This window comes from Pseudomonas poae, from assembly GCF_001439785.1.
In the GTDB taxonomy this organism is placed as follows: domain Bacteria; phylum Pseudomonadota; class Gammaproteobacteria; order Pseudomonadales; family Pseudomonadaceae; genus Aquipseudomonas; species Aquipseudomonas poae.
In genome coordinates this window covers 196051-209253 of the sequence record NZ_JYLI01000005.1, presented here as the reverse complement: position 1 = coordinate 209253, position 13203 = coordinate 196051, and the positions used below count along the sequence as shown (strand labels likewise).

Annotated in this window: 15 protein-coding genes; 10 read left to right on the top strand and 5 right to left on the bottom strand. The window is 62.3% G+C overall.

The genetic code is table 11. The features are described from left to right. Nucleotides 1-31: 31 nt before the first annotated feature. On the top strand, nt 32-322 hold the full coding sequence (locus tag TU75_RS08180; RefSeq protein WP_015371389.1) for a hypothetical protein: 291 nt from the start codon (nt 32-34) through the stop codon (nt 320-322). 49 nt (nt 323-371) lie between these two features. On the opposite strand, the gene lptF is transcribed toward TU75_RS08180, so the two are convergent. The 3 genes from lptF to TU75_RS08165 form a co-directional block, all read right to left on the bottom strand. Then, nucleotides 372-1157, bottom strand: a complete 786-nt coding sequence (lptF, locus tag TU75_RS08175; RefSeq protein WP_003231302.1) for a lipotoxin F family OmpA-related lipoprotein LptF — start codon at nt 1155-1157, stop codon at nt 372-374. A 55-nt stretch (nt 1158-1212) separates the two neighbouring features. Next, the gene (locus TU75_RS08170) at nt 1213-1638 is read right to left on the bottom strand and encodes a DUF4398 domain-containing protein (RefSeq protein ID WP_003231300.1); all 426 of its coding nucleotides are present in this window, start codon (nt 1636-1638) and stop codon (nt 1213-1215) included. 270 nt (nt 1639-1908) lie between these two features. Further along, nucleotides 1909-2256 carry a hypothetical protein gene (locus TU75_RS08165; protein WP_003231297.1) on the bottom strand — a complete coding sequence of 116 codons (348 nt, stop codon included), beginning with the start codon at nt 2254-2256 and terminating at the stop codon, nt 1909-1911. A 188-nt stretch (nt 2257-2444) separates the two neighbouring features. On the opposite strand from TU75_RS08165, the gene ppc reads away from it, so the two are divergent. The 7 genes from ppc to TU75_RS08130 all read left to right on the top strand — a co-directional run bounded on the left by ppc (nt 2445) and on the right by TU75_RS08130 (nt 9867). Continuing rightward, nucleotides 2445-5072, top strand: a complete 2628-nt coding sequence (gene ppc, locus TU75_RS08160) for a phosphoenolpyruvate carboxylase (protein WP_060548642.1) — start codon at nt 2445-2447, stop codon at nt 5070-5072. Nucleotides 5073-5352: 280 nt separating this feature from the next. Then, nucleotides 5353-6000, top strand: coding sequence for an adenylate kinase (gene adk, locus TU75_RS08155; RefSeq protein ID WP_003231293.1), 648 nt, complete (start codon nt 5353-5355; stop codon nt 5998-6000). Nucleotides 6001-6087: 87 nt separating this feature from the next. After that, entirely contained in the window at nt 6088-6771 is a 684-nt protein-coding gene (tsaB, locus tag TU75_RS08150; RefSeq protein ID WP_060548641.1) for a tRNA (adenosine(37)-N6)-threonylcarbamoyltransferase complex dimerization subunit type 1 TsaB, read from the top strand. A 376-nt stretch (nt 6772-7147) separates the two neighbouring features. Continuing rightward, nucleotides 7148-7450 (top strand): hypothetical protein, encoded by a 303-nt coding sequence (locus tag TU75_RS08145; RefSeq protein WP_032869905.1) that lies wholly within the window; start codon nt 7148-7150, stop codon nt 7448-7450. Then, nucleotides 7450-8310, top strand: a complete 861-nt coding sequence (locus TU75_RS08140; RefSeq protein ID WP_060548640.1) for a DUF72 domain-containing protein — start codon at nt 7450-7452, stop codon at nt 8308-8310. Before TU75_RS08145 ends, TU75_RS08140 begins: the two co-directional genes overlap by 1 nt. A gap of 27 nt (nt 8311-8337) precedes the next feature. Further along, a complete protein-coding gene (locus tag TU75_RS08135; RefSeq protein ID WP_003231285.1) occupies nt 8338-9165 on the top strand; it encodes an isocitrate lyase/PEP mutase family protein in 828 nt (275 codons plus the stop codon). A 3-nt stretch (nt 9166-9168) separates the two neighbouring features. Continuing rightward, nucleotides 9169-9867, top strand: a complete 699-nt coding sequence (locus tag TU75_RS08130) for an extensin-like domain-containing protein (protein WP_060548639.1) — start codon at nt 9169-9171, stop codon at nt 9865-9867. Here the strand turns inward: TU75_RS08130 and TU75_RS08125 are convergent. Beyond that, nucleotides 9864-10484, bottom strand: a complete 621-nt coding sequence (locus TU75_RS08125; protein WP_060548638.1) for a hypothetical protein — start codon at nt 10482-10484, stop codon at nt 9864-9866. The genes TU75_RS08130 and TU75_RS08125 overlap by 4 nt on opposite strands. Before the next feature lie 96 nt (nt 10485-10580). On the opposite strand from TU75_RS08125, the gene TU75_RS08120 reads away from it, so the two are divergent. After that, the gene (locus TU75_RS08120; protein WP_060548637.1) at nt 10581-11363 is read left to right on the top strand and encodes a class I SAM-dependent methyltransferase; all 783 of its coding nucleotides are present in this window, start codon (nt 10581-10583) and stop codon (nt 11361-11363) included. Here the strand turns inward: TU75_RS08120 and TU75_RS08115 are convergent. Continuing rightward, nucleotides 11353-12009: a TetR/AcrR family transcriptional regulator gene (locus tag TU75_RS08115; protein ID WP_003231277.1), complete on the bottom strand. Its 657-nt coding sequence runs from the start codon at nt 12007-12009 to the stop codon at nt 11353-11355. The two genes, TU75_RS08120 and TU75_RS08115, sit on opposite strands and share 11 nt — an antisense overlap. 92 nt (nt 12010-12101) lie before the next feature. Here TU75_RS08115 and TU75_RS08110 point away from each other — a divergent pair, with 92 nt between their 5' ends. Next, the gene (locus TU75_RS08110) at nt 12102-13202 is read left to right on the top strand and encodes an efflux RND transporter periplasmic adaptor subunit (protein WP_060548636.1); all 1101 of its coding nucleotides are present in this window, start codon (nt 12102-12104) and stop codon (nt 13200-13202) included. Nucleotide 13203 lies beyond the last annotated feature (1 nt).

Below are 13203 nucleotides of genomic sequence, written 5' to 3'. Positions count from 1 at the left end.
ACTTACGTATATCGATTCTGGGAGCGTGAACATGATTGGTGGAATGGACGGAATTGGCGCGATCGCCAAGATGATGGAACTGGCCCAGGGCGCAGAAAAGCTGGGTCAGGGTGGTGCGCAAGGTGGCCAGGCGAAACAGGACCCGATGAAAATGCTCATGGAGATACTGTCCAAGGCAATGGGTGGTGCGCAGGGCGGTGGTTCTGGAGGCGCTGAAGGCGGCCAGATGGACCAGGAGATGCTCGATAAAATGATGGCCGGTCGCCAAGGCATGGAGGCGATGATGCCGGAGAGCGACAACGGTCGTAAGATCGAAGTCTGATCAATAAAAAAACCCACCGAAAGGTGGGTTTTTTTGCAGCGTCAGTCGATCAGTTAGCCATGGAAGAACGTGGCTTGACCGGCTGGTTGTCGTTGGAGATGGTCACTTCAACACGACGGTTCATGGCGCGTCCCGATGCGCTGCCGTTATCGGCAACCGGGTATTCCTTGCCGTAACCCTGGGTCACGATGCGCGAGATGTCCACGCCTTGCTGAGCCAGTGCACGCTGTACGGAAGCCGCGCGGCGCTCGGACAGGCTCTGGTTGTACGAGTCCGAACCGGTGCTGTCGGTGTAGCCTTCGACGATGACTTTACGGTCCGGGTTGTCGCGCAGGAACTGCGCCAGCTTGGTGATGTTGACCAGGCCGGTGGATTTCAGGTCGGACTTGTTGGTGGCGAACAGCACGTCACCGAAGGTCACCAGGGTGCCACGGTCGGTTTGCTTGGCGTTCAGGCTGTCCTGCAACTGCTTGATCTGTGCATCACGCGCATCCAGCAGAGCACGGGCGCGGTCGTCGCCAGCGTTTTTCAGCTTGGCTTCGGATTCACGCAGGGAAATGGTGTCTTTGGCCACTTCAACACGCTGGTTGGTCAGGTAGGCCAGCTGGTCGACTTTCTTCTCGTCTTCCTTGTCGCGGTACGCCTTGTCAGCCTTGTCCAGCCATTCGCTGGCGTCTTTGGTTTCAAGCGCGGCCAGCTTGGTCGCTTGCGGATTGGTTTGCAGGGCCGTGAAGTTGGTCCGTGCGTTTTCCAGGTTCGCGTTCGGCGGGGTGGAGCAGGCCGCCAGAGCAACGCTCATCGCCAGCAGGGCAGGGATCATCATTTGTTTACGCATAATCGTGTCGTCCTTTCAATTCGATAACAGGTGCGATGCAGTAAGTAGCAATGGCTTACTTCTGCTGGATAACAGCCGGGCGCATGCCTTCTCGGCGCAGATCGTCAACCGCCTTCTGGGAATCCTTCACAGCCTGTTCAGCTTTGGCAGCCTGAGCCTTGCGCTCGGCGACGCGGGCATCCCATTCGGCTTGCTCAGCCAACTGACGCGCCTTGTCGTAGTTCTTGTCGTGCATGGCGATTTCAGCTTCTTTGAGCTTGTCCTGGGCCGCCTTCATTTCCACGGCCGCAAACTCGGTGCCGCCGGCGCTGACAGCGCTGTTCACCGCAGATTGGGTCACCGCGTACTGCTCGGTCGGAGGGTTGCCGGCACAGCCCGCCAGAACAAAGCTGGTGCCGATTGCCAGCGCGGCCAACTTCAGCCCGCGCAGAGGGTTAAACGAGGATTTGGCAGTGCTGGTCTTCATGGTCTTCAACTCCATTGGATAACTCCTGAAAAATATCAAAATCCGGTTCACTGGTTCAGCGGTAGGGGCCGGCGGTGAAAAATCGACATGCCCTTTAAAACGACCGTTCCAAGTGATGGCTTACTGGTTGTGACCGGAGGCTTTTTTCAAAAGTTCAGCGGAGATGGCGATTTGCCTAAAAAAATATCTGACTGAATGGTCAACCCTGAAAACTTGGAACTTTGACGGCGCGCAGTGGTACTCAGGGCCTGCTTGAGGCCCGGAATACCGGGGTTTTCTTCCAATTCAGGAGGGCTTCGATTGATCGCCGTCGGCGGATAGATCATGCAGAAAACGACGCGACAGCTCGAGAAAGCGTGGCGTGGGGCCGACGTCTTCGTACAACGGGTCGCCTTCCTCGTCAGTGGCAACCACGTGCTGGCCCTTGACGTAGGGAAAGCTCGCTTCCAGTTCTTCAAGGGCTGCGCCGATCAATTCGCCGAGCAATTCCTCGGTTTGGCGCTTGGGGTACATTTCAGCGATGGCCGAGAGTCTTGCCGCAGCCTCCACGTCCAGGTGAATCGCGTACTCGGTCTTGGTCAATCGGCCTGTGGCGGTTTCTTCCCAATGCTGGGCCAGATCTCGAATTTTCATGGCTACCTCAATAAAGCCTGTGTTTGCAGGCGGTGATGGGCGTCCAGCCGACGGCGTGAGTAAACCCGGCGACTCATGGCTTGAGACTCGCGGCGAGCGCCAAGGTTTAAAGTGTCTTGTCAGAAACCGGCGCGAGCGGCACTCTGCAAAACCTGCGCGTCCCGCAAATTCTGGCTGGAGAGTGGCTGATGAGTGATATCGATGCACGCTTGCGTGAGGATGTTCACCTGCTGGGTGAATTGTTGGGTAATACCATTCGAGAGCAGTACGGCGATGCCTTTCTCGACAAGATCGAGCAGATCCGCAAAGGCGCCAAGGCTGACCGGCGTGGCGCCGGCGATGAGCTGAGTAGCCGGCTGAATCAGTTGCAGGAAGACGAGCTGCTACCCGTGGCACGGGCCTTCAACCAGTTCCTCAACCTGGCCAATATCGCCGAGCAGTACCAGCTGATTCACCGGCGCGACGAGTCGCAACCCGCGCCGTTCGAGTCTCGCGTGTTGCCTGAGCTGCTGGCGCGTCTGCAGGCCGAAGGCCATAGCGATGAATCCCTGGCCCGCCAACTCGGGCGCCTGGAGATTGAGCTGGTCCTCACCGCTCACCCCACCGAAGTGGCCCGGCGTACCCTGATCCAGAAATACGATGCGATTGCCGCGCAACTGGCGCTGCAGGATCACCGCGACCTCACCACTGCCGAGCGCGAGCAGATCCGCGAGCGCCTGCAACGCCTGATTGCCGAGGCCTGGCACACCGAAGAAATCCGCCGCACCCGGCCCACGCCGGTGGACGAAGCCAAATGGGGCTTTGCGGTGATTGAGCATTCGCTGTGGCACGCCATTCCCAATTACCTGCGCAAGGCCGACCAGGCCCTGCATGCCGCCACCGGTTTACGCCTGCCCCTGGAGGCGGCGCCGATTCGTTTCGCCTCGTGGATGGGCGGTGACCGCGATGGCAACCCGAACGTAACGGCACCGGTCACCCGCGAAGTCCTGTTGCTGGCGCGCTGGATGGCTGCCGATCTGTACCTGCGTGATGTCGATCAACTGGCGGCCGAGCTGTCAATGCAAAAGGCCAGCGCCGCATTGCAGGCCAGGGTCGGCGACAGCGTTGAGCCTTATCGTGCCGTGCTCAAGCAGTTGCGTGAGCGCCTGCGCGCCACACGCCAGTGGGCGCATTCCGCGCTCAGCAGCAGCACCCCGGCGTCTGCTGAAGTGTTACAGGACAACCGTGATCTGCTGGAGCCGCTGCAGCTGTGCTACCAGTCGCTGCATGAGTGCGGCATGGGAGTGATCGCTGACGGTCCGCTGCTCGACTGCCTGCGCCGCGCGGTGACCTTCGGCCTCTTCCTGGTGCGGCTGGATGTGCGCCAGGACTCCACCCGTCACTGCGCGGCCATGAGCGAGATCACCGATTACCTCGGCCTGGGTCGCTATGAAGAATGGGACGAAGACGCGCGCATCCGTTTTCTGATGCAGGAACTGGTCAATCGTCGACCGCTGCTGCCGGCCTATTTCAAACCCTCGGCCGATACCGCCGAAGTGCTCAATACCTGTAAGGAAATTGCCGCCGCGCCTGAGGCTTCGCTCGGCTCGTATGTCATCTCCATGGCCGGCGCGGCGTCGGATGTGCTGGCGGTGCAATTGCTGCTTAAAGAGTCGGGCGTGCAGCGGCCGATGCGCGTGGTGCCGCTGTTCGAAACCCTGGCCGACCTGGATAACGCAGGTCCTGTGATCGAGCAACTGTTGCTCTTGCCGGGCTATCGCGCGCGTCTGCACGGCCCGCAGGAAGTGATGATCGGCTATTCGGATTCGGCCAAGGACGCCGGCACCACCGCCGCCGCCTGGGCGCAATACCGGGCGCAAGAACGTCTGGTGGATATCTGCCGCGAGCAACAGGTGGAACTGCTGTTGTTCCACGGTCGCGGTGGCACCGTGGGGCGTGGCGGCGGCCCCGCTCACGCGGCGATCCTGTCGCAGCCACCCGGTTCGGTGGCGGGGCGTTTCCGCACCACCGAGCAGGGCGAGATGATCCGCTTCAAGTTCGGCCTGCCGGATATCGCCGAGCAGAACCTCAACCTGTATCTGGCCGCCGTGCTGGAAGCGACGCTGTTGCCGCCGCCGCCGCCCGAACCGGCCTGGCGCCATTTGATGGATGAATTGGCGGCCGACGGCGTCAGCGCCTACCGCGCGGTGGTGCGGGAAAATCCGCAGTTCGTCGAGTACTTCCGCCAGTCCACCCCGGAGCAGGAACTCGGTCGCTTGCCCCTGGGCAGCCGCCCGGCCAAGCGCCGTGCCGGCGGCATCGAGAGTCTGCGCGCGATTCCGTGGATTTTCGGCTGGACCCAGACGCGCCTGATGCTGCCTGCCTGGCTGGGCTGGGAAGACGCGTTGAGCAAGGCGTTGGCGCGTGGTGAAGGTGATCTGCTGGGGCAGATGCGCGAGCAGTGGCCGTTCTTCCGCACCCGCATCGATATGCTGGAGATGGTGCTGGCCAAGGCCGATGCCGATATCGCCCGCTTGTACGACGAGCGCCTGGTGCAGCCGGACCTGTTGCCCCTGGGCGAGCATTTGCGCGACCTATTGTCGCAGGCCTGCGCGGTGGTGCTGGGCCTGACAGGGCAGTCGCAACTGCTGGCCCATAGCCCGGACACCCTGGAGTTCATTCGCCTGCGCAATACCTACCTGGACCCCTTGCATCTGTTGCAGGCCGAACTGCTCGCTCGTTCGCGGGCGCAGGAAGCGGCCCAGGACAGCCCTCTGGAACAGGCGCTGCTGGTGTCAGTGGCCGGTATTGCCGCCGGTTTGCGCAACACCGGCTAGGGTTTTTTGCGTGTTCTCAAAGGCTTGCAGTTAAACAGCGGCGACCGCCCAAAACAGGGCGGTCGTTGTTCAGGCGCTCGGGGCGCACTCAGGCACCCCCGGCCTGCAGCGCATGCGCAGCGCAATTGACTGCGACTTTCGGCGGCTTGTGTGGTTAGGGCCTGCTGTGTATCTTGATCAGCCTTTGGCCGTTTGGTCGGCCTCCAACCCTATTTTTACGAGATTGGCCCCACGTGGCGAATCCGAGCGTCATCTCTATAAAAAATTGAGGAGCACATCGATGCGCGTCATTCTGCTGGGAGCTCCCGGGGCCGGTAAAGGTACTCAGGCAAAGTTCATCACTGAAAAATTCGGCATTCCACAAATCTCCACCGGCGACATGCTGCGCGCTGCCGTCAAGGCTGGCACCGAACTGGGCCTGATCGCCAAGAGCGTAATGGACAGCGGCGGCCTGGTCTCCGATGACCTGATCATCAACCTGGTCAAGGAACGCATCAGCCAGGACGATTGCAAGAACGGTTTCCTGTTCGACGGTTTCCCTCGCACCATTCCCCAGGCTGAAGCCTTGGTGAAGGCCGGCGTCGAGCTGGATGCCGTGGTCGAAATCGCCGTTGAAGATGAAGAAATCGTCCAGCGCATTGCCGGTCGTCGCGTTCACGAAGGCTCGGGCCGCGTGTACCACATCGTCTACAACCCGCCAAAAGTGGCAGGCAAGGACGACATCACCGGTGAAGACCTGGTGCAGCGCAAGGACGACACGGAAGAAACCGTGCGTCATCGCCTGTCGGTCTACCATTCCCAGACCAAGCCGCTGGTGGACTTCTATCAGAAGCTGTCCGCCGCACACGGCAAGCCGAAATACAGCCACATCCCTGGCGTGGGCTCTGTGGAAGCGATCACAGCCAAGGTGCTGCAGGCACTGAGCTGATTGCGCCTCGATTGTTTACAACGGCCCGCTTGCGGGCCGTTGTTGTTTATACTGGCGCACTTTTTTCCGACCTGGACACCCACACCGATGAGCACCCTGCTGGCCCTGGACACCGCGACCGAAGCTTGCTCCGTTGCCTTGCTGCACGATGGCAAGGTAACCAGCCACTACGAGGTGATCCCGCGCCTGCATGCGCAAAAGCTGCTGCCGATGATCAAGCAACTGCTTGAAGACGCCGGCATCGCCTTGTCTGTCGTCGATGCCATCGCCTTCGGTCGCGGCCCCGGCGCCTTTACCGGCGTGCGTATCGCCATCGGTGTGGTGCAGGGCCTGGCGTTTGCGCTGGAGCGCCCGGTGTTGCCGGTGTCCAACCTCGCCGTGCTGGCCCAGCGGGCGCTGCGAGAGCACGGTGCAACGCAGGTAGCGGCAGCGATTGATGCGCGCATGGACGAAGTGTATTGGGGCTGCTACCGCGAGGCAGCGGGTGAAATGCGCCTGGTGGGTGTGGAAGCCGTACAGCCGCCCGAGTCTTCGGGGTTGCCTGATGATGCCAGCGGTGACTGGTTCGGCGCTGGCACCGGTTGGGGATATGGCGAGCGCATCGATGTGCCGCTTGCTGGCCAGGACGCCACGATGTTGCCCCATGCCGAAGACCTGCTGACCCTGGCGCGCTTCGCGTTCGAGCGTGGCGAGGCGATCCCTGCCGATCAGGCCGCCCCGGTTTACCTGCGCGATAAGGTCGCTCAGACCAAGGCCGAGCGCGGCCTCTGATTCATTCAAACGCAAACGATCAGGCTCCTGTGGCAACCGCGCTTGCCCTAATGCCGTTCAGTTAAGCGCAGATTCCCTGTGGCGAGCAGGCTTGTCCTGCGTTGGGCTGCGCAGCAGCCCCACAACCAGGCGCTGAGCCGTATCAGGTACACCGCGTGTTGCTGGATTGGGGGCGCTTCGCACCCCAACGCGGGGCAAGCCCGCTCGCCACAGGACTCAGTTGAAGATGGCCTGGACTCTAAATTCTGCGCCAATCGTCAGAATCTGACCCTGCTTTGAAACATTTTTCAAAATATGTGTTCTAGTTATCACCAGAGCATTTGCGCGCCACGGAAAGCGCCAGTAAAGTGCCATCATTGATAGCGAGCTCGCATCCATGCGTATAGACGGCTTTTCCTCACAGTCCTACCCCATCAAGCGCAAGCCGCGTAAGGCGAACGTTCGGGTGGACGATGCCGTCGAGGATTCGCCCGACTTCATTGAAGTCCACGCCGAATCCCACGCCAATGCGCAAAGCGGCGCAGGTGCGCGCATCAGCGGCCTGCCGGCCCGTCAGCAAGACATGGTCTTCCCTCGCTCCATGAGCAAAAGCGTCGCCACCGCCCTGGCCAGTTACCTGACCACCGCCGGTTTTGTCGAATGGGACATGGAAGTGCTGGGCCTCGACGTTCACATTTGATGCGGCTGCCTTACTACATCGGTTGTCCGTCCTGGAGTGAAAACGCCTGGCGCGAGTACCTGTATCCGGTGGATGCGCGTTCCAGCGATTACCTGGCGCTGTATTCACAGGTCTTCAATGCTGTTGAAGGCAACACTACCTTTTATGCTCGACCCTCGGCCGCCACGGTGCAGCGCTGGGCCGAGATCATGCCTGATGATTTTCGCTTCACCGCCAAGTTTCCCGGTGACATCAGCCACGGCGGCGACCTGCGCGAACAATTGCCTGCGGCGCAAAGTTTTGTCGGTTTGATGAGCCCGCTGGGCGAACGTGTGTCGCCGCTGTGGCTGCAATTGCCCGCAGCCTTTTCGCCGCAACGCCTGGGCGAGCTGGCCGGGTTTATCGATGGATTGGAACGCCCGTTGGCGGTTGAGGTGCGTCATCAGGCGTTTTTCGCCAAGGGCGAGGCCGAGCGCAGTCTCAACCGCCTGTTGCGCGACCGTGGCGTGGAGCGCATCTGCCTCGATCCGCGCGCGCTGTTCAGTTGCACCTCAACAACGCCTGCGGTGCTGCACGCCCAATCGAAAAAGCCCAAGGTGCCGCCGCGCCCGGCAGCGCTGACGCAATGGCCCCAGGTGCGTTTTATTGGCCATCCGGAGCTGGAGGCCAACGATCCTTTCCTGACACCCTGGGTGGAAAAAGTCGCCGGCTGGATTGAAGAGGGCCGCACCCCTTACGTATTCCTGCACACCTCCGACAACCGTCTCGCGGCGCAACTGGCTTTGCGGTTTCACGCCAAACTGATGGCGCGTCTGCCCGGCCTGCTGGCGCTACCGACCTTGCACCGCGAGCCCGCCGCGGAGCAACTGGGGTTACTCTAGGGCTCCCTTTCCCGCCAGGAGTCAGTCATGGATGCCCAAACCCTTCGCGCCGAAACCTTCCAGGCCCTGCACACCCGTGATCGCGCATTCGTGATGCCCAATCCGTGGGACGCGGGTTCCGCCATCATGCTTGCCCATCTGGGCTTTGAAGCACTGGCCACCACCAGCGCCGGTTATGCCTTCAGCCTGGGGCGTCCGGATGCCGAAGGGGCGTTGTCCCTGGAGGACACTCTGGTCAACGCCGGCATGATTGCAAAGGCCACGGCCTTGCCAGTGGCGGCCGACCTGGAAAACGGCTTCAGCGACACCCCTGAAGGCTGCGCCCGGACCATTCTGCGTGCCGCCGCAGTGGGCATGGTCGGGGGCTCCATCGAAGATGCCACGGGGATTGCTGCTGACCCGATCTACGCCTTCGACCTGTCGGTCGAGCGTGTGGAAGCCGCCGTGGCTGCAGCGCGCAGCCTGCCGTTCCCGTTCATGCTGACGGCTCGCGCGGAAAATCTCCTGCACGGTCGCCTGGATTTGCCTGACACCCTGCGGCGGTTGCAGGCCTACGCCGAGGTCGGTGCCGACGTGCTCTACGCGCCGGGCCTGCGCAATGCCGAAGAGGTCATGGCGGTGGTCAAGGCCGTCGCACCCAAACCTGTGAACGTGTTGATGTCCGGTGCCCTCAAACTCAGTGTGGCGCAGTTGAGCGACATGGGCGTCAAGCGCATCAGCGTGGGCTCGGCCATGGCGCTGGCGGCGTATGGCGAGTTTTATCGGGCGGCGCAGGAGGTGTACGGGTTGGGTACTTTTACCTTTACCGAACGTTCGATGCCCTACAGCCAGGCCAGCCAATTCTTCAAGGCATAAGCGGTGCGCGGCCTTAACGTCACCGGCTCGCTGCTGTTGCTCGCGGGCGCGCTCGCACTGGGCGTCTGGCGCGGCTGGCTGCTCGTGCCGAATCAATGGAACCCCTGGGCGCCGCTGGAGGTGCGTGCCACGCCTAACCTGTTGACGCGTTTCAAACTGGGACGCTTACAGGATGACCCGGCCCTGTGCGACCAGGTGCTGCAGACGTCGGGCTTGCGCGTCAGCCATCAGGCCGATTCGTCGGCCGATGCCGCTTGCCCGTTGCGCGATGTGCTGCGCGTGCAAGGCGCGCAGGTGAGCTTGAGCAGCAGCTTTCTCGCCAGTTGCCCGCTGGCGGTGGCGTTTGCCCTGTTCGAGCGCCACAGCCTGCAACCGGCGGCCCAGGCGGTGTTTGGCCAGGCGGTGGCGCGTGTCGATCACCTGGGCAGCTTTGCCTGCCGCAATGTCTATAACCGCGCCGACGGGCGGCTCAGCCAGCATGCGTCGGCCAATGCATTGGATATCGCAGGCTTTCGCCTGGCGGACGGGCGCCGCATCAGTGTGCTCAAGGATTGGCCGGGGGAGGGCGACAGTGCGCGATTTCTGCGCCAGGTGCGCGACAGCGCCTGTGATGATTTCAACGTGGTGTTGAGCCCGGACTACAACGCGGCGCACCGCAATCATTTCCATCTGGACATGGGGCGTGGGTGGGTGTGTCGTTAAGCAGCCAGGCGCAGGTTTTGCGCCACCAGCGGGCGCGCCCAGTAAGCGTCGAAGTCCAGGGCCTTTTGCTGCGCCACCAGCGCTTCGCTTGGATACGGCTCGGCAGGCGCCGGCAGCAGGTCCAGTTCGAACTCGGCAATCGGCAGGTGCAGCGGGCGTGGTTGCGGCGCCGGGCCTGGCGCGGGCGGCTGCTGGCCGGCGGTCAGCACCAGAGGGCGCACCCAGCCGCTTTCGAAGTTCTGCTGGCGCTGTTGAGCGACCCGTTCTTCCTCGGGGAACGGCGTCGCAGCCGGTGGCAGCAGGTCGGTCTCGAATTCGGCAATCGGCAAGAACAGGGGTTCAGGCGGGGCGATCGGGGTGTCAGTGACGTTGCATTCGCGCTGGGTGAGGATCTGCGACAGCAGGTCGGCGCCGGCGCTGGGCTCGATCGCCGGGTCCGCCACGGCTGGAGCCTGAGCCGCATGCGCATCCGCTGTCTCGCCCAACTGCTCGGCCAGCGCGCGGGCGAAGAAGTCCTGCCACACATGACTCACCCCGGCCAGCGCTTGAGTATTGCGCAGGCCGTAGTGGTTATGGGTCGGCAGTACACCGATGGTTAGGGGGAGAATGTCTGACATTTTTCTCGGTCGACGCTCAGCTCTGGCAAAATACCTGACTGTTGGTTTTATCGGCCGTTATTGGCCGATCCTTAATATTTTTGAGCGTAGCGATTGATGAGCGAACAACCAGCGGCCAGCCGCATTCGGGTCGAAGCCTTGGCCGACGGATTCAAGGATCGCGCCGAGCATTGGGCGGCGCTGCTCGGCTTGCCGGTGCAACTCGAAGCGGCGGATTTTTCCCTGCAAGTGGGCGAGCATGGCCTGCAACTGCAACAGCTTGGGCCTGACGCGCCGGGGCCGGTGCGCGTTGACTTTGTTGAAGGCGGCGCCGCGCATCGACGGCTATACGGCGGCGGCAGTGGGCAGATGATCGCCAAGGCAGTGGGGGTTGCTCAAGGCGTACGGCCACGGGTACTCGATGCCACCGCAGGCCTGGGCAAGGACGCTTTCGTGCTGGCAAGCCTGGGTTGCGAGATGCGCCTGATCGAGCGCCAGCCGCTGATCGGCGCCTTGCTCGAAGACGGCCTTGCGCGTGGGGCGGATGATTTTGAGGTGGCGCCGATTGTCGCGCGCATGCACCTGCTCAAGGGCAACGCCATCGACCTGATGCTCAACTGGCAAGGCGAGCCGCCCCAGGTCATCTACCTCGACCCGATGTTCCCGCACCGTGAGAAAACAGCGCTGGTGAAGAAAGAAATGCGCCTGTTCCGGCCCCTGGTGGGCGATGACCCGGACGCCCCCGCCCTGCTCGCGGCCGCCCTGGCACTGGCCAGCCACCGCGTGGTGGTCAAACGCCCACGCAAGGCACCTTGCATTGACGGGCCCAAGCCCAGCCATGCGCTGGATGGCAAGTCCAGCCGGTATGACATTTATCCTAAAAAAGCGCTCAAGCCTTAGGAGCACGGACCTCTGTGCGATAGGCCCGCATAAACAACCCCACCACATCCTGCACATGGGCCTCGGCGGCCTGCTCACTCAACTGCCCGCCGCAGCCATACAGCAGGCGAAAGTTCGCCGTGCCCTTGAGCAGGCAGAAGAAGTGTTCGGCCGCCGTAAACGGTTTGTCGATGCTCAATGCGCCGCTCTGGTCGATCTTGCCCAGCAGGCGCTCCATGCCTTGCAGCATGCGCATGGGGCCCGCCTCGAAGAAGATTTGCGAGAGTTTCACGTCCTGATTGCCCGTGGTCATCATCAGGCGATGCAGGTTCACTGACTCTTCACTGTTGATCAACCGATGAAAGCGCCGCGCGATGTTCAGCAGCACTGTTTCCACGGGGACGCCTGTTGGCAGCTCGAAGTACATCACCGGCAACTGTTCCTCGCAGGTGGCGGCAACAGCGGCAGTGAACAGGGTCTCCTTGTCGGTGAAGTGACTGTACACGGTGAGTTTCGACACACCGGCCTCAAGGGCCACCGCATCCATGCTGGTGCTGGCGTAACCATTACTCAAAAACAGCACCTTCGCTGCTTCGAGGATTGCCTGGCGTTTTGCCATGTCCTTGGGACGCCCAGGGCTGCTGGTGTTTCCACGATTGTAGGACATTTTACCTTTAATACTGGACTGGTGAGTTTGGTATTAATAACATACCGGCCAGTATAATTATTCCTAGCTCCATTTGCGAAAGGTCCTTCAGCATGCGCAGCACTTTCCTGCCCCTTGCGTTGCCTGTCAGTCTGGTCTTCCTGTTGGCCGCCTGTGGCCACGAAGAAGCGGTCCAAACCAGCGTGCGCCCGGCCATGGTGGTGCAACCGCAGCCTTCGGCGCAGGCGACGGACAGCTACACCGGTGAGGTACGTGCCCGCTACGAGCCGGACCTGGCCTTTCGCATCGGCGGCAAAGTCAGCAAGCGCCTGGTGGAGGAGGGGGAGCGGGTCCGGGCCAATCAGCCACTGGCCGAGCTTGATCCGCAGGATGTGCGCCTGCAGCTGGACGCCTCGCGCGCCCAGGTGGCCGCCGCCGAGGCCAACCTGAACCTGGTGCGCGCCGAGCGGGATCGCTACAAGACGCTGATGGACCGGCAGATGGTCAGCCGCTCGCAGTACGACAATGCCGAAAACCTCTACCGGGCGGGTGAAGCACGGCTCAGACAGATCAAGGCGGAATTCACCGTGGCCGGCAACCAGGCCGGCTACGCCGTGCTGCGCGCGCCGCAGGACGGCGTGGTGGCCCGGCGTGCGGTGGAAGTCGGCCAGGTGGTGTCCGCCGGGCAGACCGTGTTCACCCTGGCCACCGATGGCGAGCGGGAAGTGGCGATCAGCCTGCCGGAGCAGGGCTTTGCCCGTTTCAAAATCGGTCAGCCGGTGTCGGTGGAGCTGTGGAACCAGCCGGATCAGCGCTTTACCGGGCATATTCGCGAGCTGTCGCCGGCGGCCGATCCCAAATCACGCACCTTTGCCGCGCGCGTTGCGTTCACGGGCGGCAAGGTCCCTGCGGTACTGGGGCAGAGCGCACGCGTATTCATACAGGCCGATGGGGTGATTCCGCTGTCTGTACCGCTGTCTGCCCTCAGTGCGGAGAATGGCGCGTCCTACGTGTGGCGCGTGCGACCGGACAGCACCCTGGAACGTGTCCCGGTGCGTATCGGTGCCTTCGGTGAGCACAGCGTGCCGGTGCTGGAAGGCCTTGACCCCACGGATTGGGTGATTGCCGCCGGCGTGCATGTGCTCCACGACGGCCAGCAGGTGCGCCCGGTGGATCGCGCCAATCGCGTGGTGAATCTGGCGGCCAAGGAGTAGT